Below are 22,701 nucleotides of genomic sequence, written 5' to 3'. Positions count from 1 at the left end.
CGCGCCTCGGCCGGTTCCGGGATGTCACCCGTTCAACCGCGGAGGCGTGCGCCACACTGCGGCGCCGCCCCCGCGGACACCCGCCGGGTCAGCTTCCGGCGGCCTCGGTGGAGGGCGGCTTCCCGGCCGACGGACGGGCCCGAACGTCGTCGGTGCAGCGGTAGCGGCGCGGCGTCGCGTCGTCGGGGCCGCCCAGGATCACCGAGCCGTTGCCCTCGGCCGCCGCCGAGTCGGAGAAGGTGCACACGATCTGCGCGAGCGCCGTCGCGGACAGCTCGGCGGGCGGGGTGCTCAGCCGCAGCGTGTCCTCCGGGTCGCCGGCCCGCGGCCCGGTCACGGTCGTCCCGGGCCGCACCCGCGTGGTGTAGCCGGCCTCCCGCTCGGACGTCGTCGGCTCCCGCGTCAGCTCGTCCATCAGGCCCTGCGCCACCAGCACCCGGCGCGCGTCCGTGGCCCCGTCCGCCACCCGCACCGCCCGGTCCACGGCCACCAGCGACGGCCCGCACACCAGGAACACCTGCACCGGCAGCCCGCGCTCCCCCTGTCCGGCGCCCTCGGGCTCGCCCAGCGAGCAGCGCACCCGGGAGGGCGCGGGACCGAAGTCGGTCGGCACCTCGGTCGCCCGGATCCCGCACCCGGACAGCAGGACGCCCAGCGCCACGACCCCCACGAGGGCCGGCAGAGCGGTCCGGTGTCGTGCGTGTCGTCCGTTCATCAGGCGTCTCCCTCGGCGCCCTCGTCACCGGCGTCGCCGGCCTTCTCCCCGGACTCCGCGGCGGACACGTCCCGCGGCAGCCGCAGGGTGAACACGGCGCCGCCGTCGGGCGAATTGGCCGCGGTGATCTCGCCGCCGTGGATGTGCGCGTTCTCCAGCGCGATGGACAGGCCGAGGCCGCTGCCCTCGGAGCGCGGACGGGAGGCGCTGGCCTTGTAGAAGCGGTCGAAGACGTGCGGCAGGACATCCTCCGGGATGCCCGGACCGTGGTCCCGCACCCGGATGACGACCGAGCCGCCCGGCACGTCCTCCGCCTCGGCGCCGTCAGTGGTCTCCGCGCCCTCCGCGGGCTCCTCCCGCACCGAGACCCGCACCGGCGACCCGCCGTGCTTGAGGGCGTTGCCGATGAGGTTGGCGAGGATGACGTCCAGGCGGCGCGGGTCGATCCGGGCGTGGATGCCGCGCGCGGCGTCCAGCTCCACCGCGTCCAGCCAGGCGCGCGCGTCGATGCAGGCGGTGATCTGGTCGGCGACGTCGACGTCGTCGAGGACCAGCCGGGCGGTGCCCGCGTCGAAGCGGGTGACCTCCATCAGGTTCTCCACCAGGTCGTTCAGCCGCCGGGTCTCGCTCACCACCAGCCGCACCGCGGGCTGGATCATCGGGTCGATGCCCCCGCCCTCGAACTCCAGCTCCTCCTCGAGGACCTCGGTCACGGCGGTGATCGCGGTCAGCGGGGTGCGCAGCTCGTGGCTCATGTCCGCGACGAACCGGCGGGACGCCTCGTCCCGCGCCGCCATGTCCGCGACCCGCTTCTCCAGCGCCTCGGCGGCCTTGTTGAACGTCCTTGACAGATCGGCCAGTTCGTCGGTGCCCGACACCCTCAGCCGGGTGTCCAGCTTTCCCTCCCCGAGCCGCCGCGCCGCGGCCCCCAGCCGCTGCACCGGCTTCAGCACGGTCGTCGCGGCGGCGTGCGCGAGGAGGGCGGAACCTATCAGCGCCAGACCGGTGGCGATCCCCAGCGACCAGGCCAGCGAGCCCAGATCCTTCTCCTCCGGCTCCAGCGACTTCAGCATGTAGCCGGTGGTGCCGCCGCCGATCAGCTGGGCCCCCGCCACCAGGTACGGGGTGTCGTCCTCGACGATCCGCTGCCAGTACAGATGATGCGGGTACTTGTTGTTCGACGTGACCTTCAGCCGCTCGGTCACCGCCTCGCGCAGCGACTCGGGCACGTCCCCCAGCGAGAAGCCGTTCAGCCCGCCCGAACTGCCGTACACCGTCTGGCCCTCGGGGTTCTCGGCGACGAGCAGCACGGCGAAGCGCTGACTGCTGTTGGCCATCTGCCCCGCCGTGCGCTGCAGTTCGTCCTGCGTGGGGTGCTCGGGCAGCGCGCCCGCACGGTTCTGCATCTCCTGCTCGAAGGCGCGCAGCACCGCGTCCTGCGTACGCGTCAGCACCGACTCGCGGTTCAGCCAGTACGCGATCCCCGACGCGGACACGGCGGCCGTCAGCGCGACCAGGCCGAACACGACGACCAGCCGCAGGCGCAGGCTCGTGAAGCGCAGCCGCGACCAGACTCCCTTGCGCGCCGCGGACCAGCCGCGGCCCCCCTCCTGGTGCTCCTGTGTCACTGAGGCGGATCCAGCCGGTAGCCGACACCGCGGACGGTACGGATCAGCGTCGGGGACGACGGCACGTCCTCGACCTTGGCGCGCAGCCGCTGCACGCACGCGTCCACCAGCCGTGAGTCGCCCAGGTAGTCGTGCTCCCACACCAGCCGCAGCAGCTGCTGGCGGGACAGCGCCTGGCCGGGCCGCCGGCTCAGCTCCAGCAGCAGCCGCAGCTCCGTCGGCGTGAGCTGGAGGTCCTCGCCGTTCTTCGTCACCGTCATCGCCGCGCGGTCGATGACCAGGCTGCCGAAGGCCGCCGAGTCGCTGGACTCGCGTTCCCCGCGCCGCAGCACCGCGCGGATCCGGGCGTCCAGCACCCGGCCCTGCACGGGCTTGACCACGTAGTCGTCGGCGCCGGACTCCAGGCCGACCACGACGTCGATGTCGTCGCTGCGCGCGGTGAGCAGGATGATCGGCAGCTGGTCCGTGCGCCGGATGCGACGGCACACCTCGAAGCCGTCGATGCCGGGCAGCATCACGTCCAGCACGATCAAGTCCGGCCGCTGCTCGCGCAGCAGCTTCAGACCGTCCTCACCACTGGCAGCGGTCGCCACCCGGTGACCCTGGCGCGTCAGTGAGAGCTCCAGGGCCGTGCGGATGGCGTCGTCGTCCTCGATCAGCAACAGGGAAGGCACGCGCTCATTCTGGCCCATGGAGGGCTTCCTGTTCGACCCGTGCGCGTCGGGTGCCCCTTGGGCCCGGATACGTGCCGCTTCGTGCCCGCCGAGCTGTGAAGGAAGTGTGCGGTCACGGTGGCCTGCCCCTGTGACACGTCTGTGACAGTCGGCGGACACGGCCATGAAAGTGGCGCGGCAAGCTTTTCGGCACAGCACAACCGCAGGCGAGAACACCGGAAGTCCACGACGGGGGGCGCGAGATGAACACGCTGCACGGCACCAGCACCAGCGCAGTTGTCACGCGTCTGCACGACGTGCACCGGGGTTCCGAGAAGTCCGGCGCCGCGGGCATGCGGGGGTGCGCTCGCGGCGCCGGGCGTCAGCACACCGTGATCATGACGGTGGTTGACACGTCCACGGGGGACACCGACGGGGGAAGCGCGTACAGGGAGGAACCGGGGGAGCGTCGCTCGGTGAGCGAGGCGGAGTTCACCGCCTACGTCCAGGAGCGCCGCGCCTCCCTGTACGCCACCGCCTACCACCTGACCGGCGACCGTTTCGAGGCCGAGGACCTGCTGCAGAGCGCGCTGTTCTCGACCTACCGGGCGTGGGACCGGATCAGCGACAAGGCGGCGGTCGGCGGATACCTCCGCCGCACCATGACCAACCTGCACATCAGCGCGTGGCGCCGCCGCAAGCTGAACGAGTACCCGACCGAGGAGCTGCCGGAGACGGCCGGCGACACGGACGCGATGCGCGGCACCGAGCTGCGCGCGGTCCTGTGGCAGGCGCTGGCCCGGCTGCCCGAACTCCAGCGCACCATGCTGGTCCTGCGCTACTACGAGGGCCGCACGGACCCGGAGATCGCGGACATCCTCAACATCAGTGTCGGCACGGTGAAGTCCAGCATCTGGCGGTCCCTCCGCCGGCTGCGCGAGGACGAGGTCCTCAGCTTCGGCCGTGACGAGGAGAACGCCTTCGGGGAGCTCGTCGCCTGAGGGTCGGGGGAAACCGGGGGAGCTGCCAGGGCGTCGGGGGGCGTCCGCGCGGTGAACGGGGATCGGGGGAACCCGGGGGAAACGGGGGAGCACGGGGGAACAAGGAGGGGGAGCACCACGGGGGGTGCGGAAACAGCGGGACTGCGCGGGGCCGGGGGGCCCGTCACGCGGTCCCGCTTTTTCGTGCCGTCACGGCGCGCTCGTCGGCGCCGGCCGTCCGGCGACCGCCGCCGCGGCCAGGCGGCTCAGCGCCTCCTCACGGTCGCAGGCGTACGCGCCCAGCGCCGTCTGACGGGCGACGATCGACCGCTCGAGACGCATCAGCCGCCAGCCGCGCCGCAGCAGGAACGGCACCGATTTGCGGCCCTCCTTCAGGTCCCGCAGGAAACGGCGCCGGAACGTCCGCACCGGACCGCGGCTCAGGCACAGCGCGTCGGCCAGCAGCCCCAGTTCGCGGCAGCGGTCCACGATCTCCGCGGCGAAGATCCCCTCGGCGATGAACAGCGGTGTCCCGCCGATGTCCACGGTCGTCTCGCCGGTGCGGGCGCTCAGCGAGATGTCGTACACCGGGACCTGCGCCGTGCGCGTCCTGCACAGCCGCTCGATCGCGGCGACCGCGGTGTCCGCGTCCCAGGAGGCGGGGTCGTCCCAGTCGATGTCGGAGGTGCCCGCCACCAGCGGCAGCGTCGGGTCGTCGCCCTCCTTGTAGAAGTCGTCCAGGCGCAGCACCGGAAGGCCGGAGCGGGCCGAGACGAGGGACTTGCCGGAGCCGGAGGGGCCGCAGAGCAGCACGACTCGCGCGGATATGGGCGACTGGGAACTCACGGGACACCAGTGTGAGGCATCGCGCGGGTGGCGTACGACCCGTAGGGGCGACTTTGAAGCGCGGCTCACATCTCAACTACGCTGCGCGTCCGACCGTTGACCCTGTGAAGTCAGAAGGTGGCACAGTGATGGCCCGACACAAGGCACCCAGGACGCCCGTCGTCCGGCGCTCCATGGCCGTACTCGCGACGGCGGGAGCGGCGCTCGGCGTCGCGGCGGCGACCGCGTCCGCCGCTCAGGCGCAGGTGCTGCCCGACGACGCCGGCCAGGTCGTCGGAACGGTCGCGGACCTCAAGCCCAACCCGCTCGCCGGCACGGGCGTGGACCCGCTCGACAACGGCGCCGGCACGCAGGTCGCCGACTTCCGCGCGGTGGACTCGCGCGAGGTGACCGGCCCGGTCGCCCAGGCGGAGTCGGTCGGCTCCATCCCCGGGGTGGGCGCGGTGACCGACACGCTGAGGCGCTGACGGGCGCGTACGACACGGCGGAGCGCCGTGCCCCTCCCGGACGGAGGAGGGGCACGGCGCTCCCGCTGCAGGGGCCGGCGTACGGCTCAGTAGGAGGAGCCGGACGCGCCCAGCGAACCCGTCGGGTGCCAGACCGTCTTGGTCTCCAGGAAGGCCGTCATGCGCTCCGTGCCGGGCGCTGCCGTCCAGTTGTCCACAGGCTGTGGACGGAGAACGCGCTTCAGGTTGTCCGCGGCCGCGATCTCCAGCTCCTTCGCCAGCACCTCGTCGGCGCCCGCGAGGTCGATCGCGTTGACATCCTGGTGCGCGGCGAGCGGCGCGGCGATCTCCGCCGTACGGCCGGAGAGGATGTTGACCACACCGCCGGGCAGGTCGGAGGTGGCCAGCACCTCGCCGAGGGAGAGGGCGGGCAGCGGCGCCTTCTCCGACGCGATCACGACCGCCGTGTTGCCCGTCGCGACGACCGGCGCGACCACCGACACCAGGCCCAGGAACGACGACTCCTGCGGCGCGAGCACGGCCACCACGCCGGTCGGCTCCGGGGAGGACAGGTTGAAGAACGGGCCCGCGACCGGGTTGCCGCCGCCCACCACCTGGGCGATCTTGTCGGTCCAGCCGGCGTACCAGACCCAGCGGTCGATCGCCGCGTCCACCTGCGCCGCCGCCTTGGACCTCGACAGGCCCTCGGCCTCGCCGACCTCCCGGACGTACTGGTCCCGGCGGCCCTCCAGCATCTCCGCGATCCGGTACAGGATCTGGCCGCGGTTGTACGCCGTCGCGCCGGACCAGGCGCCGAACGCCTTGCGGGCCGCGACCACCGCGTCACGGGCGTCCTTGCGGGACGACTGCGGTGCGTTGGCCAGCCACTTGCCCTTGGCGTCAGTCACCTCGTACACCCGGCCGCTCTCGGAACGCGGGAACTTCCCGCCGACGTACAGCTTGTAGGTCTTGAAGACGGAGAGGCGCTCGGTCCGCTCGGACTTGTCGATCTTCTCGGTCTTCTCGGGCTTGTCAGACATCGAGGTACGCCTCCAGGCCGTGGCGGCCGCCCTCGCGGCCGAAGCCCGACTCCTTGTAACCGCCGAACGGCGAGGTCGGGTCGAACTTGTTGAACGTGTTGGACCAGATCACGCCCGCGCGGAGCTTGTTCGCCACCGCCAGGATCCGCGAGCCCTTCTCGGTCCAGATGCCCGCCGACAGGCCGTACGGGGTGTTGTTGGCCTTGGCGACCGCCTCGTCCGGCGTGCGGAACGTCAGGACGGACAGGACCGGGCCGAAGATCTCGTCGCGGGCGATCGTGTGCGCCTGGGTGACGTTCGTGAACAGCGTCGGGGCGAACCAGTAGCCGCTCTCCGGCAGTTCGCAGGCCGGGGACCAGCGCTCGGCGCCCTCCGCCTCGCCCTGCTCGGCCAGCGCGGTGATCCGGGCCAGCTGCTCCGCGGAGTTGATGGCGCCGATGTCGGTGTTCTTGTCCAGCGGGTCGCCGAGGCGCAGCGTGGACAGCCGGCGCTTCAGGGAGTCAAGGAGCTCGTCGTGGATCGACTCCTGGACCAGCAGGCGCGAGCCCGCGCAGCAGACCTGGCCCTGGTTGAAGAAGATGCCGTTGACGATGCCCTCGACGGCCTGGTCGATCGGGGCGTCGTCGAAGACGATGTTGGCGCCCTTGCCGCCCAGTTCCAGCGTCAGCTTCTTGCGGGTGCCCGCGACCGTGCGCGCGATCTCCTTGCCGACGGCGGTGGAACCGGTGAAGGCGACCTTGTTCACGTCGGGGTGGGCGACCAGCGCGGCCCCGGCGCGGCCGTCGCCGGTGACGATGTTCACGACGCCCTTGGGCAGACCGGCCTGGCGGCAGATGTCCGCGAAGAAGAGGGCGGACAGCGGGGTCGTCTCGGCGGGCTTCAGCACCACCGTGTTGCCGGTCGCGAGGGCCGGGGCGATCTTCCACGCGAGCATCAGCAGCGGGAAGTTCCAGGGGATGACCTGGCCGGCGACGCCGAGCGGGCGCGGGTTCGCGCCGTAGCCCGCGTGCTCCAGCTTGTCGGCCCAGCCCGCGTAGTAGAAGAAGTGCGCGGCGACCAGCGGGAGGTCCGCGTCGCGGGTCTCCCTGATCGGCTTGCCGTTGTCCAGGGTCTCCAGGACGGCCAGCTCGCGGCTGCGCTCCTGGATGATGCGGGCGATGCGGAAGAGGTACTTCGCGCGCTCGGAGCCCGGCAGCGCGGACCACTTCTCGAAGGCCTTGCGGGCCGCCCGCACCGCGCGGTCGACGTCCTCCTCGGACGCCTCCGCGACCTCGGACAGGACCTCCTCGGAGGAGGGGGAGACGGTCTTGAAGACCTTGCCGCCGGCCGCCTCGGTGAACTCGCCGTCGATGAAGAGGCCGTAGGACGGGGCGATGTCGACGACCGAGCGGGACTCGGGCGCCGGGGCGTAGTCGAAAACAGGTGCCATGGTGATCAGTCCACCGTCACGTAGTCGGGGCCGGAGTAGCGGCCGGTGGCCAGCTTCTGACGCTGCAGCAGCAGGTCGTTCAGCAGCGAGGAGGCGCCGAAGCGGAACCAGTGGTTGTCCAGCCAGTCCTCGCCCGCGGTCTCGTTGACCAGGACCAGGAACTTGATCGCGTCCTTGCTGGTGCGGATGCCGCCGGCGGGCTTCACACCGACCTGGATCCCGGTCTGCGCGCGGAAGTCGCGCACCGCCTCCAGCATCAGGAGGGTGTTCGCCGGGGTCGCATTCACCGCGACCTTGCCCGTCGAGGTCTTGATGAAGTCCGCCCCGGCCAGCATGCCGAGCCAGCTCGCCCTGCGGATGTTGTCGTACGTCGACAGCTCGCCCGTCTCGAAGATGACCTTCAGGCGGGCGTCCGTCCCGCAGGCCTCCTTCACGGCGGTGATCTCGTCGTAGACCTTCATGTAGTTCCCCGCGAGGAACGCGCCGCGGTCGATGACCATGTCGATCTCGTCCGCACCGGCGGCGACGGCCTCGCGGACGTCCGCCAGCTTCACGGCGATCGGGGCGCGGCCGGCCGGGAACGCGGTGGCGACCGAGGCGACCTTGACGGACGAGCCGGCGACGGCCTTCTTCGCCGTGGCCACCATGTCGGGGTAGACGCAGACCGCGGCGGTGGCGGGCGTCGTGCGGTCGGTCGGGTCGGGGCGGACCGCCTTCGCGCCGAGCGCCCGGACCTTGCCCGGGGTGTCCGCGCCTTCCAGCGTCGTCAGGTCGACCATCGAGATGGCGAGGTCGATGGCGTACGCCTTCGCGGTCGTCTTGATCGAGCGGGTGCCGAGGGAGGCGGCACGCGCCTCCAGGCCGACCGCGTCGACGCCGGGCAGCCCGTGGAGGAAACGGCGCAGCGTGCTGTCGGACGCGGTGACGTCGCTCAGAGCGTGGGGTGCAGTGGTGGGCATGGTCACCAGACGAGCATATCTACGCGCGTAGCGGCTGTACAGCCCCGGAACGGATCCGGGGCTGGGGTGCCTGTGGCGGAGGGGGCGAGGTGAGCGGCCTTCGGGTCCGGGGCGGGGGTCGTGCAGAATCGGGGGCATGACGACCCCCGACCCGTCGCGCGAGCCGGAGCCCACGAAGCCCGCCGGGACCGCGACGACCCCGTACAAGGACCGCGTCTACCGCTCGCCCGCAGGCGTTGTCGGAGGCGTGCTGGTGCTCGCCATCGTCGCCTGGCTCGGCATCGACGCGGTCGTCGTCGGCGAGGGCCGCACCCCCTGGCTCGCCCTCGCCACCATGCTCTTCCTCATGCCCGTGGTGTTCGCCTACACCCTGCGGCCCGCCGTCTTCGTCAACGACGACCGGCTGCGCATCCGCAACCCGCTGCGGCTGATCGTGCTGCCGTGGGGACAGGTCGCCTCGCTGCGGTCCGGGTTCTCCAACGAGGTCGTCGACGACTCCGGCACCACGTACCAGCTCTGGGCGCTTCCCGTCTCCGTACGGGCCCGCAGCAGGGCGGCACGGCAGGACGCGCGGGCCGCGCGTGCCGCCGCCCGTGCCGGGCAGGGCGGGTCGGGGCGCGGCCGTGCGGGGGCCGCCGTGCCCGGAGGCGTGGTGGGCGCCGCTGACCTGGGGACGGACGCGGCCGTGGCGGGCGGGCCGCGTCGGGCCGAGACGGACCAGGCCATGGACGAGCTGCGTGAGCTGCACGAGCGGCGGCAGGGGGAGCCGGGGACGCAGGGGGAGGTCACCGTGCGGTGGGCCTACGAGATCATCGCCCCCGCTGTGGCGGGGGCTGTGCTGCTGGGTGTGCTGTGGGGGCTGGGCTGAGGGGGCTGGGCTGAGGGGCCGGTCGGGTGAGCTGTGAGCTGTCAGCAGTGAGCTGCGGCGGGGGCGGTCCTTTCGGGCCGCCCCCCTTTTTTCAGATGCCCGCGGCTTCGGACAGGTCCCGCTTGACGGCGGTCAGGAGGGCCGTCGCCTTGGCGCGGGCCTCGGGGAGGTCCGCGCCGGTGGCGACCGGGATCACCACCTCCAGGTAGCACTTCAGCTTCGGCTCCGTGCCGCTGGGGCGGACGACGACCCGTGCGCCGTCCAGCGTGTAGCGCAGGCCGTCCGTGGGCGGGAGCTTGTCCGTGCCCTCGGTCAGGTCCTCGGCCTTGGTGATGCGCAGGCCCGCCAGCTCCGTGGGCGGCTGCTCGCGCAGGCGGCGCATCGCGGAGGCGATCAGGCCCAGGTCCTTCACGCGGACGCTGAGCTGGTCCGTCGCGTGCAGGCCGTGCTCCACGGCGAGGTCGTCGAGGAGGTCCAGGAGAGTGCGGCCCTCCGCCTTGAGTTCGGACGCCAGCTCCGTGAGGAGGAGGGCCGCCGTGATGCCGTCCTTGTCGCGTACGCCGTCCGGGTCCACGCAGTAGCCGAGGGCTTCCTCGTAGCCGTAGCGCAGGCCCTCGACGCGGGCGATCCACTTGAAACCGGTCAGGGTCTCCTCGTACGGCAGGCCCGCCTTCTCGGCGATACGGCCGAGGAGGGACGAGGAAACGATCGACTCCGCGAACGTGCCGGTCGCGCCGCGGCGGACCAGGTGGGCGGCGAGGAGCGCGCCGACCTCGTCGCCGCGGAGCATGCGCCAGTCGTCGCCGTCCTTCACGGCGGCGGCGCAGCGGTCGGCGTCGGGGTCGTTGGCGATGACCAGGTCGGGGTTCGTCTCGCGGGCCTTCGCGAAGGCCAGGTCCATCGCGCCGGGCTCCTCAGGGTTGGGGAACGCGACGGTCGGGAAGTCCGGGTCGGGGTCGGCCTGCTCCGCCACGAGGTCGGGGGCGGGGAAGCCCGCGCGGGCGAAGGCGGCCAGGAGGACGTCCTTGCCCACGCCGTGCATCGCCGTGTAGACCGTGCGGGCGGTGCGGGGGGAGTCCTTGGACAGGACCGCGTCCGTGCGGGCGAGGTAGGCGTCCAGGACGGCGTCGTCGAGGGTGTCCCAGCCGGTGGTGGGGCGGGGGACGGTGGTGAGCGACGCCACGGCGTCGATCTCCGCGGCGATCTCCGCGTCCGCCGGGGGGACGATCTGGGAGCCGTCGCCCAGGTACACCTTGTAGCCGTTGTCGCGGGGCGGGTTGTGGCTGGCGGTGACCTCCACGCCGGCGACCGCGCCGAGGTGCCTTATGGCGAACGCCAGGACCGGCGTGGGGAGGGGGCGGGGGAGGACGGCGGCGCGGAGGCCGGCGCCGGTCATGACGGCGGCGGTGTCCTCGGCGAAGGTCCGCGACTTGTGGCGGGCGTCGTAGCCGATGACGACGAGGCCGGCCGTGTCGGTCCCGTGGGGGGTCCCCTGCTTCTTGAGGTACGCGGCGAGGCCGGCGGCGGCGCGGATGACCACGGAGCGGTTCATGCGGAGGGGGCCGGCGCCGAGTTCGCCGCGGAGGCCGGCGGTGCCGAACTGGAGGGTGCCGGCGAAGCGGGCGGTCAGTTCGGCGTGATCGCCGTCGTCGATGAGGCGGGCGAGTTCCTCGCGGGTGTCCGGGTCGGGGTCCTCGGCGAGCCATGCCTGGGCCTGTGCGATGAGCGCGTCGTCTGCCACGGTCGGTCGGCCTCTCTCGGTCGGTGTGGTGTCAGGTTCGCATGGGGCAGGGGGTGCCGTGCCTGGGGCACGGGGTCCGCCCGGTGGGGGCTGGGGTCGTGTGCCTGCGGCGCCCGGAGGGGGCTGGGGTCTGACGCCTGCGGCGCAGGGTTCTGTCCGGTGGGGGTTGATGTGGCGCCCATGGCGGGTGGGTGGTGCGGGGCCGGGGTGGGGGCGGGCGTCCTCGGTCTGGCGCGAGAGTGCCGGCTGGAGAGGTGCGGGGTGTGGACGCGCCAGCCGCTGCGGGCGCCCGCCCCCACCCCGTCCCCTCCCCGCCGCGGGCGGCTCAATTCCGCCCACGCCGGGTTCCTCACTCGCCATACGCGGCTACCCCCATCGACGCGGTGCGCCCAGCCCCGCACCTGGGGACGGCGGGAGGAGTCCCCGCCACCCGCGGGCGCGCCAAGCTGCCGCCAACCGCGGGCATTCGTGCCGCTGGGGCGGCACGGGTGGGCGCGGCGGCACCGCGTGAGCGCTGGGCTGCGCGAACTCCCCCCGGCCCGCACCCACTCCGGGTGTCACTGAAGCCCACCGCTCCGAAGGCACCCACGGCCCCCAGGTGTACAGCCCCGCTGTGAAGGAGGGGGTTACAAACGCCCCAGCACCTGAGTGAGCAGCGCGCCCATGCGGGTCGCGCTGTCGCGGCCCGCCTGGAGGACCTCCTCGTGGTTCAGCGGTTCGCCGGTCATGCCGGCGGCGAGGTTGGTCACCAGGGAGATGCCCAGGACCTCGGCGCCCGCCTCACGCGCGGCGATGGCCTCCAGGACCGTGGACATGCCCACGAGGTCCGCCCCGATGACGCGGGCCATGCGGATCTCCGCGGGCGTCTCGTAGTGCGGGCCGGGGAACTGGGCGTAGACGCCCTCCTCGAGGGAGGGGTCGATCTCCTTGCACAGCGCGCGCAGGCGCGGGGAGTACAGGTCGGTGAGGTCGACGAAGTTCGCGCCGACGATCGGCGACGTCGCCGTCAGGTTGATGTGGTCGCTGATCAGGACCGGCTGCCCGGGGCGCATCCCTTCGCGCAGGCCGCCGCAGCCGTTGGTCAGCACGATCGTCTTCGCGCCCGCCGCGACCGCCGTGCGGACGCCGTGCGCGACGGCGGCCACCCCGCGGCCCTCGTAGTAGTGGGTGCGGCCCAGGAAGACCAGGGCTCGCTTCTGCCCGATGCGGTAGGAGCGGATCTTGCCTCCGTGGCCCTCGACCGCCGGCGGCGGGAAACCGGGCAGCTCGGTGACCGGGTGCTCGGCCTCGGGGGTGCCGAGCGCGTCCGCGGCCGGGGCCCACCCGGAGCCCATCACGAGGGCGACGTCGTGGGTCTCGGCGCCTGTGAGTTCGCGCAGTCGGGCTGCGGCGGCGTCGGCTGCGGCGTACGGGTCGCCCTGGATGTCGTCCGGAAGAAGAGAAGCGTTCACGTCGACGAGGGTAGCCGCAATTCGCCTACGCGCGTAGATGTGGGAGGTGACGGGATGGCGATCGTTGTCTTGTCGTTTCCGTCAGCAGGGGCGCTTACGGAGCTCCATCACGTAGTCGTGGGGCGCCCCCGCGGACTCCGCCGCGTCGGCGATCTCGCCCAGGTAGCGGGCGGAGGGCAGGCCGCCCTCGTAGGAGTTCAGGACGTACGTCCAGGCCTGCTCCTCGCCGTCCAGGGTGTGCACGCGGACCCGGGTGCGGCGGTAGATGTCCAGGCCGGTGCCCTCCCAGCGGTCCAGGGACTCCTCGTCCATGGGCGCGATGTCGTAGAGGGAGACGAAGACCTGGGAGAGCGGGTCCTCGACCAGGGTCGCGAGTGCGCCTTCCCAGCCCATGTGCTCGCCCCCGAACGTCAGCCGCCAGCCGTTGAGCCAGCCGGTGGCCCGCAGCGGTGAGTGCGGGGCGCGGCGGGACATCAGCCGGGCGTCGAGGTTGCCGGCATAAGCGGCGTAGAGCGACATGGGGGAAGGGTACGGCAGGGGGTGCCGGGACGGTCGTGGCTCGGGCGACGCACCCCCGGGCGGGCGCACGGTGAAGTGTGCGGGACAATGGAGTACGTGACTCGGATCGTGATCATCGGTGGCGGACCCGGCGGATACGAAGCGGCGCTGGTCGCCGCACAGCTCGGCGCGGAGGTGACCGTCGTCGACTGCGACGGCCTGGGCGGGGCGTCGGTGCTGACCGACTGCGTGCCGTCCAAGACCCTGATCGCCACGGCCGAGGTGATGACCACCTTCGACTCCTCCTACGAGGAGCTGGGGATCATCGTCGCCGACGACACCCCGCCCATGGAGCAGGCCGCCCGGGTGGTCGGCGTCGACCTCGGGAAGGTCAACCGGCGTGTGAAGCGGCTCGCGCTGGCCCAGTCGCACGACATCACCGCCTCGGTCACCCGGGCCGGTGCGCGTGTCATGCGTGGGCGCGGGCGGCTCGAAGGGATGCAGGCGCTCGACGGGTCGCGCAAGGTCGTCGTCACCGCTGCCGACGGGTCCGAGGAGACGCTGACCGCGGACGCCGTGCTCATCGCGACCGGCGGTCATCCCCGTGAGCTGCCCGATGCCCGGCCCGACGGTGAGCGCATCCTGAACTGGACCCAGGTGTACGACCTGGACGAGCTCCCCGAGGAACTCATCGTGGTCGGTTCCGGCGTCACCGGCGCCGAGTTCGCCGGCGCCTACCAGGCCCTCGGCTCCCGCGTCACGCTCGTGTCCTCGCGCGACCGCGTGCTCCCCGGTGAGGACCCGGACGCCGCCGCCGTGCTGGAGGACGTCTTCCGGCGGCGCGGCATGAACGTCATGGCGCGGTCGCGCGCCCAGTCCGCCAAGCGGGTCGGGGACCGGGTCGAGGTCACACTCGCGGACGGCCGGGTCATCACCGGCACGCACTGTCTGATGGCCGTCGGCGCCATCCCGAACTCCGAGGGCATGGGCCTGGAGGAGGCCGGCGTGCGGCTGCGCGACTCGGGGCACATCTGGACCGACAAGGTCTCGCGGACCACCGCTCCGGGTGTGTACGCGGCCGGTGACGTCACCGGTGTCTTCGCCCTCGCCTCGGTGGCCGCCATGCAGGGGCGGATCGCCATGTACCACTTCCTCGGCGACGCGGTCGCCCCGCTGAATCTGAAGACGGTGTCGTCGAACGTCTTCACCGACCCCGAGATCGCCACCGTCGGCTACTCGCAGGCAGACGTGGACGGCGGGAAGATCGACGCGCGTGTGGTGAAGCTGCCGCTGCTGCGCAACCCGCGCGCCAAGATGCAGGGCATCCGCGACGGCTTCGTCAAGATCTTCTGCCGCCCCGGTACCGGCATCGTCGTCGGCGGCGTCGTCGTGGCGCCGCGCGCCTCGGAACTCATCCACCCCATCTCGATCGCGGTCGACAACAACCTGACCGTCGAACAGATCGCGAACGCCTTCACCGTGTATCCGTCGCTGTCGGGCTCGATCGCCGAGGTGGCGCGGCAGCTGCACACGCGGAAGGCGGGCGCCGAGGCCTGACCCGGCCCTATACCACTTGCCGTGGGGCCGTGCGAACAACTTCTGCTATTCAGCGCAAACTGCTGAAAGCAGACGGTCGTCGGCGTTACTGTCAGTTTCGTGTTCGCTGCAGAACGTCGCCAATTGATCCTCGAAATGGTGCGAGCGAACGGAGCCGTGTCGCTCCGTGAACTCGCCCGCGTCGTCCAGACCTCCGAAGTGACCGTACGGCGGGACGTGCGCGCGCTGGAGGCAGAAGGACTCCTCGACCGACGGCACGGCGGTGCGGTGCTGCCGGGCGGTTTCACACGCGAGTCCGGCTTCCCGCAGAAGTCGCACCTCGCCACCGCCGAGAAGACCGCCATCGCCGACCTCGCCGCGAACCTCGTGGAGGAGGGCGAGGCCATCGTGGTCGGCGCGGGCACCACCACACAGGAGCTGGCCCGCCGGCTCGCCCGGGTGCCCGGGCTGACGGTCGTCACCAACTCCCTGCTGGTCGCCCAGGCGCTCGCCCACGCCAACCGGGTCGAGGTCGTGATGACCGGCGGCACGCTGCGCGGCTCCAACTACGCCCTCGTCGGCAGCGGCGCCGAGCAGTCCCTGCAGGGGCTGCGGGTGTCCCGGGCGTTCCTCTCGGGCAGCGGCCTGACCGCCGAGCGCGGGCTGTCCACGTCCAACATGCTGTCGGCGTCCGTCGACCGGGCGCTGGTGCAGGCCGCCGCCGAGGTGGTGGTCCTCGCCGACCACACCAAGCTCGGCACGGACACCATGTTCCAGACGGTGCCCACGGACCTCATCACCCGGCTGGTCACCGACGAGCCGCCCGCGCAGGACGACCGCGCGGCGACCGAGCTCCAGGCCCTCGCGGACCAGGGCGTGCAGATCGCCGTCGCGGGGGCGCCGGGGGGAAACGGCGGCGCGGGAGGTGACGGCCCGCCGTCCGGGCGGCAGCGCCGTGACGTCCCGCTGCCCGGCCCGAGGCGACAGGCCCCCGGACTGCGTACGGCCGTGGCGCTGGGCGCCGCGTCCGACCAGGGGCAGGGCGCCGAGCGGGCCGCCCGGGTGGCGGACATGCGGCGGCGCTGAACGGCGTACACGAAAGCGCCCGGCGCCCCCCGTGGGAGGGCGCCGGGCGCTGTGACGTGAGCGTCAGTCCTTGATCTCGCAGATCGCCGCGCCGGACGTGACCGAGGCGCCGACCTCCGCGTTCAGGCCCTTGACGGTGCCGGAGCGGTGGGCGTTGATGGGCTGCTCCATCTTCATCGCCTCCAGGACGACGACCAGGTCGCCCTCCTTCACCTCCTGGCCCTCCTCCACCGCGACCTTGACGATCGTGCCCTGCATCGGGGAGGCAAGGGTGTCACCCGAGGCCGCCGGGCCCGACTTGCGGGCGGCGCGGCGCTTCGGCTTGGCGCCGGCGGCCAGACCCGTGCGCGCCAGGCTCATGCCGAGCGACGCGGGCAGCGAGACCTCCAGGCGCTTGCCGCCGACCTCGACGACGACCGTCTCGCGGCCGGCCTCCTCCTCGGCGTCCGCGTCCACGGGCGAGGCGAAGGGCTTGATGTCGTTGACGAACTCCGTCTCGATCCAGCGGGTGTGGACCGTGAAGGGCTCGGCGGAGCCGGTCAGCTCGGGAGCGAACGCCGGGTCCTTGACCACCGCGCGGTGGAACGGGATGGCCGTGGCCATGCCCTCCACCGTGAACTCCTCCAGGGCCCGCGAGGCGCGCTGCAGGGCCTGCTCACGGGTGGCGCCGGTGACGATCAGCTTCGCCAGCAGGGAGTCCCACGCCGGGCCGATCACACTGCCGGACTCCACACCCGCGTCCAGACGCACACCCGGGCCGGACGGCGGGGCGAACGCGGTGACGGTGCCGGGGGCGGGCAGGAAGCCCCGGCCCGGGTCCTCGCCGTTGATGCGGAACTCGAAGGAGTGACCGCGCAGCGGCGGGTCGTCGTAGCCGAGCTCCTCGCCGTCGGCGATGCGGAACATCTCGCGCACCAGGTCGATGCCGGAGACCTCCTCGGTCACCGGGTGCTCCACCTGGAGGCGGGTGTTGACCTCGAGGAAGGAGATCGTGCCGTCGTTGCCGACGAGGAACTCCACCGTGCCCGCGCCGACGTAGCCGGCCTCCTTCAGGATGGCCTTGGAGGCGCGGTAGAGCTCCGCGACCTGCTCGTCGGAGAGGAACGGCGCCGGGGCCTCCTCCACCAGCTTCTGGTGCCGGCGCTGCAGCGAGCAGTCACGGGTGGAGACGACCACCACGTTGCCGTGGCTGTCGGCCAGGCACTGGGTCTCGACGTGCCGGGGCTTGTCCAGGTAGCGCTCGACGAAGCACTCGCCGCGGCCGAAGGCGGCGACCGCCTCGCGCACGGCCGAGTCGTACAGCTCGGGGACCTCTTCGAGGGTCCGGGCGACCTTCAGGCCGCGCCCGCCGCCGCCGAAGGCGGCCTTGATGGCGATCGGCAGGCCGTGCTCCTCGGCGAACGCGACCACCTCGTCCGCGCCGGACACCGGGTCGGGCGTACCCGCCACGAGGGGGGCGCCGGCGCGCTGGGCGATGTGCCGGGCGGCGACCTTGTCACCGAGGTCGCGGATGGCCTGCGGGGGCGGACCGATCCAGATCAGGCCCGCGTCCAGTACCGCCTGGGCGAATTCGGCGTTCTCCGAGAGGAAGCCGTAGCCGGGGTGGATCGCGTCGGCCCCCGACTCCCGCGCGGCCTTCAGCACCTTGTCGATGTCGAGGTAACTGGTGGCCGGAGTGTCACCGCCCAGGGCGAACGCCTCATCCGCGGCGCGGACATGCAGAGCGTCCCGGTCCGGGTCGGCGTAGACGGCAACGCTCGCGATCCCGGCATCCCGGCAGGCCCGGGCAACGCGGACAGCGATTTCGCCACGGTTGGCGATGAGCACCTTGCGCACGATTGAGGCTCCCTCCTTGAAACAAGCCGAGTTTAGGGACTGCCGACACGGCACTTCGACCCGTCCCCAGTGGTGAGCTTGCCCACACGGAGCGTGATGCGAGGCTCGCTCGACCCGCGAAAGCCCTTGTCGCACCTCGGTACGCAGGCCTCCTCCCGGAAACCCTAGCCTCGTCGTGTGGTCAAGGTCTCTGTGAGAGCGTGCTGCGGCCCACTTCGTTTCTTTGTGGAGTCCCTACGAATGGCCCAATGATTCTTTGCCCGTCGCACGCCCCTTGTACCTAGGTTTACCCGTTAGTAGCCTTCGCGTCGTCCCGAACATACTCGGGGTAACCACAGTCGTGCTCGAAAGTGGGTGGGGGCCGGTGGTCCGCAGACCGGTGGCGTGGATCGTCGCGCTCGTGCTGTTCGCCGAGGCGCTGGGAGTGCTGGCGGTGAACTGGTTCCTGGGGGTCGTCGTCGACCGCCAGGACATGTCGCTGGCCGGCCTCGACCCGGACGTGATGTCGGTGTCGTCGAAGGCCGGCGGAGTGGTCTTCGGGCTCTACTTCGGCCTGTGCGGCCTGGTGGCCCTGCTGGTCGCCCTGCGCGACCGGGCCCCGGCCGGGTTCGGCAAGGTGCTGCTGATCAGCGCCGCCGTGGTGCACGCGCTGCTCGGCGCCTTCGCGTGGGGCCTGATCGGCTGGACGGCGTTCCTCCTCATGGTCGTCGTCCTCGCGCTGATCGTGCTGCTCCTGATGACGTACGACGGGCGGCCGGAGGGGCCCGAGCCCGTCGATGCCGGGGCGCCCGTCAGTCCTCCCGCGGCGCCCACAGCTCCGTGATGCCGACGCCCAGCTCGGCCAGCAGGCGCCGGACCAGTGGCAGGCTGATGCCGATCACGTTGCCGTGGTCGCCGTCGATGCCGTCGATGAACGGCGCCGAGCGGCCGTCCAGGGTGAACGCCCCCGCCACGTGCAGCGGTTCGCCGGAGGCCACGTAGGCCGCGATCTCCTCGTCCGAGGGTTCGCCGAAACGGACCACCGTGGAGGCGGTGGCGGAGGCGTAGCGGCCGCTGAGGGTGTCGTAGACGCAGTGGCCGGTCTGGAGCGTCCCCACGCGGCCCCGCATCGCCTTCCAGCGCGCGGTGGCCTCCTCGGCGTCCGCCGGCTTGCCGAGGGCCTGGCCGTCCAGCTCCAGCACCGAGTCGCAGCCGATCACCAGCGCGCCCTTCACCTCGGGCCTCGCCGCGACCACGGACGCCTTCGCCTCGGCCAGCGCCAGCGCCAGCTCGGCGGGGGTGGGGGCGGAGACGGCGTCCTCGTCGACGCCGCTGACGATCACCTCGGGGGCCAGTCCTGCCTGGCGGAGCAGCCCGAGCCGGGCGGGGGACTGGGAGGCGAGCACGAGGCGGCGGCGCGGCTGATCTGTCATGCGGTCAGCGTATCGGCGTCCTCCGGATGCCTCATCCCGCGTCCCGGACGCCCCTGGTACCGGGCGGGAGGCGCCTCACCTCACGCCGATCACGAGCATCGCCACGACCATGGCCAGTGCCATGAGAACGCCCAGCCGCCGCAGCATCTCCTGCGTGTCGCGCAGTTCCTTCGGCGGCTTGTTCTCGGGGTCGGACCACAGCATTCCTCCAGCGTGCGGCGGAGCCGGCGGAGGGCGCCTGAGTACGCGTACTCAACTTGGCGGAACGCGGCCGGGGACGCCGTACGGGCCGTACGCCTCGTGTACGGCCCGTACGGCGTCCGGCGGGATCAGCCGCCCGGCCAGTACGTCCGTGACCACGACGCCGGGCCCGGCTGGGGCACGCGGCGCGCGGCGATGCGCGACGGGTCGGACCAGGCGTCGGGAACCGTGGGCGCGCCGGACGGCAGGGCGGCCGCCGCCGCGGCGCGCGCCCTGACCACCGCCAGTGCGGCGGCCAGCTCCTCCGGGGTCGGGTTGCCCCGTACGACCTTGATCGTCACAGCGGCTCCTTACAGGGGGATGTTGCCGTGCTTCTTCGGGGGCAGGCTCTCGCGCTTGGTCCGCAGCTGACGCAGACCGCGCACGATGTGGCGGCGGGTGTCGGACGGCATGATCACCGCGTCGACGTAACCCCGCTCGGCGGCGACGTAGGGGTTGAGGAGGGCGTCCTCGTACTCCTGCATCAGCCGGGCGCGGGTCGCCTCGGCGTCGTCCGACTCGGCGATGGTGCGACGGTGCAGGATGTTGACGGCGCCCTGCGCGCCCATCACCGCGATCTGGGCCGTCGGCCAGGCCAGGTTGAGGTCGGCGCCCAGGTGCTTGGAGCCCATGACGTCGTACGCGCCGCCGAACGCCTTGCGGGTGATCACCGTGATCAGCGGGACGGTGGCCTCCGCGTACGCGTAGATCAGCTTCGCGCCGCGGCGGATGATGCCGTCGTGCTCCTGGTCCACGCCGGGCAGGAAGCCGGGGACGTCGACGAAGGTCAGCACCGGAATGTTGAAGGCGTCGCAGGTCCGCACGAAGCGGGCCGCCTTCTCCGACGCGGTGATGTCCAGGCAGCCGGCGAACTGCATCGGCTGGTTCGCCACGATGCCGACGGGGCGGCCCTCGACGCGGCCGTACCCCGTGAGGATGTTCGGCGCGAACAGGGGCTGCGTCTCGAAGAACTCCGCGTCGTCCAGGACGTGCTCGATGACCGTGTGCATGTCGTACGGCTGGTTCGCCGAGTCCGGCACGATCGTGTCGAGTTCGCGGTCCTCGTCGGTGACCGTCAGGTCCGCCTCCTCGGGGAAGGAGGGGGGCTCCGAGAGGTTGTTGGACGGCAGGTACGAGAGGAGCTGCTTGACGTACTCGATCGCGTCCTTCTCGTCGCCCGCCATGTGGTGCGCGACGCCCGAGGTGGAGTTGTGGGTCCGGGCGCCGCCCAGCTCCTCGAATCCGACGTCCTCGCCGGTGACCGTCTTGATGACGTCCGGGCCGGTGATGAACATGTGGCTGGTCTGGTCGACCATGATCGTGAAGTCGGTGATCGCGGGGGAGTAGACCGCGCCGCCCGCGCAGGGGCCCACCACCAGGCTGATCTGCGGGATCACGCCGGACGCGTGGGTGTTGCGGCGGAAGATCTCGCCGTACGCGCCGAGGGAGGCCACGCCCTCCTGGATGCGGGCGCCGCCGGAGTCGTTGATGCCGATGACCGGGCAGCCGGTCTTCAGCGCGAAGTCCATGACCTTCACGATCTTCTGGCCGTAGACCTCGCCGAGGGCGCCGCCGAAGACGGTGAAGTCCTGGGAGAAGACGGCGACCGGGCGGCCGTCGACCGTGCCGTAACCGGTGACGACGCCGTCGCCGTACGGGCGGTTCGCGTCGAGACCGAAGTTGGTGGAGCGGTGCCGGGCGAACTCGTCCAGTTCGACGAAGGAGCCCTCGTCGAGCAGGAGGTCGATCCGCTCACGGGCCGTCAGCTTGCCCTTGGCATGCTGCTTTTCGACGGCACGTGCGGAGCCGGCGTGCGTCGCCTCTTCGATACGACGCTGGAGATCCGCGAGCTTGCCCGCGGTGGTGTGGATGTCAGGCTGCTGCTCTTCCGGCTCGGACATCGGGATGCGGCTCCCTGCCTGCTCAAAAGGGGGGACGGTTACTCATCCGTAGCGTAGTGGGGGGCTGTGCGTTCGGCAGTGCGGTGTTTCCCACACCTAGTGTGGGTTGCATGACACCCCGAGATGACTCCGAATCCTCCGGGCCCCGGCGTAGCCGGTGGTCCGATCTCGACCGGCCTCCGCTGAACGCCGCCGCGGTGCGGCGCGCCCTGGTGCGGGAGGGGAGCCTGTGGCGGGAGGTGGACGTGGTGCAGCGGACCGGGTCCACGAACTCCGATCTCGTGGCGCGGGCGGCTGCCGGTGGCGGGCTGAGGGAGGGGGTCGTTCTCGTCGCCGAGGAGCAGAGCGCCGCGCGCGGGCGGCTGGACCGGAAGTGGGTCGCTCCGGCTCGGTCCGGGTTGTTCTTCTCCGTGTCGCTGCGGCCTGGGGATGCCGGTGTGCCGATGGAGCGGTGGGGGTGGCTGCCGTTGCTGACGGGGGTTGCCGTGGCCGCGGGGCTGGCTCGGGCCGGGGGCGTGGACACGGCCTTGAAGTGGCCCAACGACGTGCTGGTGACGGTGGGGGGCGAGGAGCGGAAGGCCGGGGGGATCCTGGCGGAGGCCGCCGGGGACGGGGGTGTGGTGGTGGGGGTCGGTGTGAACGTCAGCCTGCGGGCCGACGAGCTGCCTGTGCCTACGGCGGGGTCGCTGGCGTTGGCGGGGGCTGTGAGCACGGACCGGGATCCGCTGCTGCGGGCCGTGCTGCGGGGGCTGGAGGACTGGTACGGGCGGTGGCGGGCGGCCGGCGGTGACGCCGGTGCGTGCGGGCTGCAGGAGGCGTACGCGGCGGGGTGCGCGACGCTGGGGCGGCGTGTGCGGGCGGAGCTTCCGGGGGATCGGGCGCTGGTGGGGGAAGCGGTCGCGGTGGACGGCGACGGGCGGTTGATCCTGGCGACGGAGGCGGGGGTGCAGGAGCCGGTGGGGGCGGGGGACATCGTGCATCTGCGGGCGGCGGGGTGAGGGGACAGCGGTGACGGCCGGTGGGGGGTCATGTTTGACGCCTGCGGCGCATCGTCCTGTCCGGTGGGGGTGGGCGTGGCCCCTGCGGTGGGTGGGTGGTGCGGGGACGGGGTGGGGGCGGTCGTCCTCGGGCCGGCGCGAGAGTGCGTCTCGAGAGGTCAAGGGTGCGGACGCGCCGGCCGCTGCGGGCGACCGCCCCCACCCCGTCCCCTTCCCGCCGTACGCGGCTACGCCGACACCGCCCGGCCCACTCCCGCCTGCGCCGGGTGTGCGACACCCGCCCCCGCCGTACGGCCGTGGCTGAAAACGCACCCCGGGGCAGGCGCGCCTCTCATACCTCACCCACGGCCCAACCTGACGGAGTGAGCTACCGCACACCTGCCGTAGAGTTGAGCCCGGTCGAGACATGGCCGTGACAGATCGGAAGGGCAGCAACGC

General features: G+C 72.2%; 22 protein-coding genes. 7 read left to right on the top strand and 15 right to left on the bottom strand.

Annotated elements, in window-relative coordinates:
* Positions 1 to 88: 88 nt before the first annotated feature.
* Genes ELQ39_RS11360 through afsQ1 form a run of 3 tightly spaced genes read right to left on the bottom strand, consistent with a single transcriptional unit; the run spans position 89 to position 3,017 of the window.
* A complete protein-coding gene (locus ELQ39_RS11360) occupies positions 89 to 715 on the bottom strand; it encodes a hypothetical protein (protein ID WP_242591825.1) in 627 nt (208 codons plus the stop codon).
* Positions 715 to 2,343 (bottom strand): ATP-binding protein, encoded by a 1,629-nt coding sequence (locus ELQ39_RS11355; protein WP_242591824.1) that lies wholly within the window; start codon positions 2,341 to 2,343, stop codon positions 715 to 717. Before ELQ39_RS11355 ends, ELQ39_RS11360 begins: the two co-directional genes overlap by 1 nt.
* Positions 2,340 to 3,017 carry a two-component system response regulator AfsQ1 gene (gene afsQ1, locus ELQ39_RS11350; RefSeq protein WP_164393744.1) on the bottom strand — a complete coding sequence of 226 codons (678 nt, stop codon included), beginning with the start codon at positions 3,015 to 3,017 and terminating at the stop codon, positions 2,340 to 2,342. The genes ELQ39_RS11355 and afsQ1 overlap by 4 nt, the downstream gene beginning before the upstream one ends.
* A 242-nt stretch (positions 3,018 to 3,259) precedes the next feature.
* Here afsQ1 and ELQ39_RS11345 point away from each other — a divergent pair, with 242 nt between their 5' ends.
* Positions 3,260 to 3,997 carry a SigE family RNA polymerase sigma factor gene (locus ELQ39_RS11345; protein ID WP_190002327.1) on the top strand — a complete coding sequence of 246 codons (738 nt, stop codon included), beginning with the start codon at positions 3,260 to 3,262 and terminating at the stop codon, positions 3,995 to 3,997.
* A gap of 189 nt (positions 3,998 to 4,186) precedes the next feature.
* Here the strand turns inward: ELQ39_RS11345 and ELQ39_RS11340 are convergent, their stop codons facing one another.
* A complete protein-coding gene (locus ELQ39_RS11340) occupies positions 4,187 to 4,891 on the bottom strand; it encodes a uridine kinase family protein (RefSeq protein ID WP_242591823.1) in 705 nt (234 codons plus the stop codon).
* Positions 4,892 to 4,950: 59 nt separating this feature from the next.
* Between ELQ39_RS11340 and ELQ39_RS11335 the strand changes: the two genes are divergently transcribed.
* Positions 4,951 to 5,289 carry a hypothetical protein gene (locus ELQ39_RS11335; protein ID WP_242591822.1) on the top strand — a complete coding sequence of 113 codons (339 nt, stop codon included), beginning with the start codon at positions 4,951 to 4,953 and terminating at the stop codon, positions 5,287 to 5,289.
* Positions 5,290 to 5,375: 86 nt separating this feature from the next.
* Here the strand turns inward: ELQ39_RS11335 and ELQ39_RS11330 are convergent, their stop codons facing one another.
* From ELQ39_RS11330 to deoC, 3 genes are read right to left on the bottom strand one after another with little or no spacing between them, the layout of a single operon-like run.
* A complete protein-coding gene (locus ELQ39_RS11330) occupies positions 5,376 to 6,308 on the bottom strand; it encodes an aldehyde dehydrogenase family protein (protein WP_242591821.1) in 933 nt (310 codons plus the stop codon).
* A complete protein-coding gene (locus ELQ39_RS11325; RefSeq protein ID WP_225626110.1) occupies positions 6,301 to 7,737 on the bottom strand; it encodes an aldehyde dehydrogenase family protein in 1,437 nt (478 codons plus the stop codon). The genes ELQ39_RS11330 and ELQ39_RS11325 overlap by 8 nt, the downstream gene beginning before the upstream one ends.
* A 5-nt stretch (positions 7,738 to 7,742) precedes the next feature.
* A complete protein-coding gene (gene deoC, locus ELQ39_RS11320) occupies positions 7,743 to 8,696 on the bottom strand; it encodes a deoxyribose-phosphate aldolase (protein ID WP_242591820.1) in 954 nt (317 codons plus the stop codon).
* 136 nt (positions 8,697 to 8,832) lie between these two features.
* On the opposite strand from deoC, the gene ELQ39_RS11315 reads away from it, so the two are divergent.
* Positions 8,833 to 9,564, top strand: coding sequence for a PH domain-containing protein (locus ELQ39_RS11315; RefSeq protein WP_242591819.1), 732 nt, complete (start codon positions 8,833 to 8,835; stop codon positions 9,562 to 9,564).
* A gap of 91 nt (positions 9,565 to 9,655) precedes the next feature.
* Here the strand turns inward: ELQ39_RS11315 and ELQ39_RS11310 are convergent, their stop codons facing one another.
* The 3 genes from ELQ39_RS11310 to ELQ39_RS11300 form a co-directional block, all read right to left on the bottom strand.
* On the bottom strand, positions 9,656 to 11,305 hold the full coding sequence (locus tag ELQ39_RS11310; protein WP_242591818.1) for a phospho-sugar mutase: 1,650 nt from the start codon (positions 11,303 to 11,305) through the stop codon (positions 9,656 to 9,658).
* Positions 11,306 to 11,931: 626 nt separating this feature from the next.
* Positions 11,932 to 12,756: a purine-nucleoside phosphorylase gene (locus ELQ39_RS11305; RefSeq protein ID WP_048455940.1), complete on the bottom strand. Its 825-nt coding sequence runs from the start codon at positions 12,754 to 12,756 to the stop codon at positions 11,932 to 11,934.
* Between the two features lie 81 nt (positions 12,757 to 12,837).
* Positions 12,838 to 13,275 carry a gamma-glutamylcyclotransferase gene (locus ELQ39_RS11300; protein WP_190002335.1) on the bottom strand — a complete coding sequence of 146 codons (438 nt, stop codon included), beginning with the start codon at positions 13,273 to 13,275 and terminating at the stop codon, positions 12,838 to 12,840.
* Between the two features lie 87 nt (positions 13,276 to 13,362).
* On the opposite strand from ELQ39_RS11300, the gene ELQ39_RS11295 reads away from it, so the two are divergent.
* Both ELQ39_RS11295 and ELQ39_RS11290 read left to right on the top strand, forming a co-directional pair.
* Positions 13,363 to 14,811, top strand: a complete 1,449-nt coding sequence (locus tag ELQ39_RS11295) for an NAD(P)H-quinone dehydrogenase (protein WP_190002336.1) — start codon at positions 13,363 to 13,365, stop codon at positions 14,809 to 14,811.
* Positions 14,812 to 14,910: 99 nt separating this feature from the next.
* Positions 14,911 to 15,876 (top strand): DeoR family transcriptional regulator, encoded by a 966-nt coding sequence (locus ELQ39_RS11290; protein ID WP_190002337.1) that lies wholly within the window; start codon positions 14,911 to 14,913, stop codon positions 15,874 to 15,876.
* Between the two features lie 63 nt (positions 15,877 to 15,939).
* Here the strand turns inward: ELQ39_RS11290 and ELQ39_RS11285 are convergent, their stop codons facing one another.
* Positions 15,940 to 17,712, bottom strand: coding sequence for an acetyl/propionyl/methylcrotonyl-CoA carboxylase subunit alpha (locus ELQ39_RS11285; protein WP_190002338.1), 1,773 nt, complete (start codon positions 17,710 to 17,712; stop codon positions 15,940 to 15,942).
* A gap of 364 nt (positions 17,713 to 18,076) precedes the next feature.
* Here ELQ39_RS11285 and ELQ39_RS11280 point away from each other — a divergent pair, with 364 nt between their 5' ends.
* On the top strand, positions 18,077 to 18,535 hold the full coding sequence (locus ELQ39_RS11280) for a hypothetical protein (protein ID WP_242591816.1): 459 nt from the start codon (positions 18,077 to 18,079) through the stop codon (positions 18,533 to 18,535).
* Here ELQ39_RS11280 and ELQ39_RS11275 read toward each other — a convergent pair.
* The 4 genes from ELQ39_RS11275 to ELQ39_RS11265 all read right to left on the bottom strand — a co-directional run bounded on the left by ELQ39_RS11275 (position 18,504) and on the right by ELQ39_RS11265 (position 21,265).
* Positions 18,504 to 19,124, bottom strand: coding sequence for a Maf family protein (locus ELQ39_RS11275; RefSeq protein ID WP_225626120.1), 621 nt, complete (start codon positions 19,122 to 19,124; stop codon positions 18,504 to 18,506). The two genes, ELQ39_RS11280 and ELQ39_RS11275, sit on opposite strands and share 32 nt — an antisense overlap.
* Before the next feature lie 75 nt (positions 19,125 to 19,199).
* Complete coding sequence (gene mmpB, locus ELQ39_RS32410) at positions 19,200 to 19,328, bottom strand: morphogenic membrane protein MmpB (protein ID WP_267461839.1); 129 nt, start codon at positions 19,326 to 19,328, stop codon at positions 19,200 to 19,202.
* A gap of 125 nt (positions 19,329 to 19,453) precedes the next feature.
* Complete coding sequence (locus ELQ39_RS11270) at positions 19,454 to 19,666, bottom strand: acyl-CoA carboxylase epsilon subunit (protein WP_190002341.1); 213 nt, start codon at positions 19,664 to 19,666, stop codon at positions 19,454 to 19,456.
* 9 nt (positions 19,667 to 19,675) lie between these two features.
* Positions 19,676 to 21,265, bottom strand: coding sequence for an acyl-CoA carboxylase subunit beta (locus tag ELQ39_RS11265; RefSeq protein WP_190002342.1), 1,590 nt, complete (start codon positions 21,263 to 21,265; stop codon positions 19,676 to 19,678).
* A gap of 110 nt (positions 21,266 to 21,375) precedes the next feature.
* Here ELQ39_RS11265 and ELQ39_RS11260 point away from each other — a divergent pair, with 110 nt between their 5' ends.
* Entirely contained in the window at positions 21,376 to 22,263 is an 888-nt protein-coding gene (locus ELQ39_RS11260; protein ID WP_242591815.1) for a biotin--[acetyl-CoA-carboxylase] ligase, read from the top strand.
* Positions 22,264 to 22,701: the final 438 nt, after the last annotated feature.

This window comes from Streptomyces sp. GB4-14, from assembly GCF_022696125.1.
In the GTDB taxonomy this organism is placed as follows: domain Bacteria; phylum Actinomycetota; class Actinomycetes; order Streptomycetales; family Streptomycetaceae; genus Streptomyces; species Streptomyces werraensis.
The sequence above is the reverse complement of the archived record's forward strand: the minus strand, read 5'-3'. Positions and strand labels throughout refer to the sequence as shown.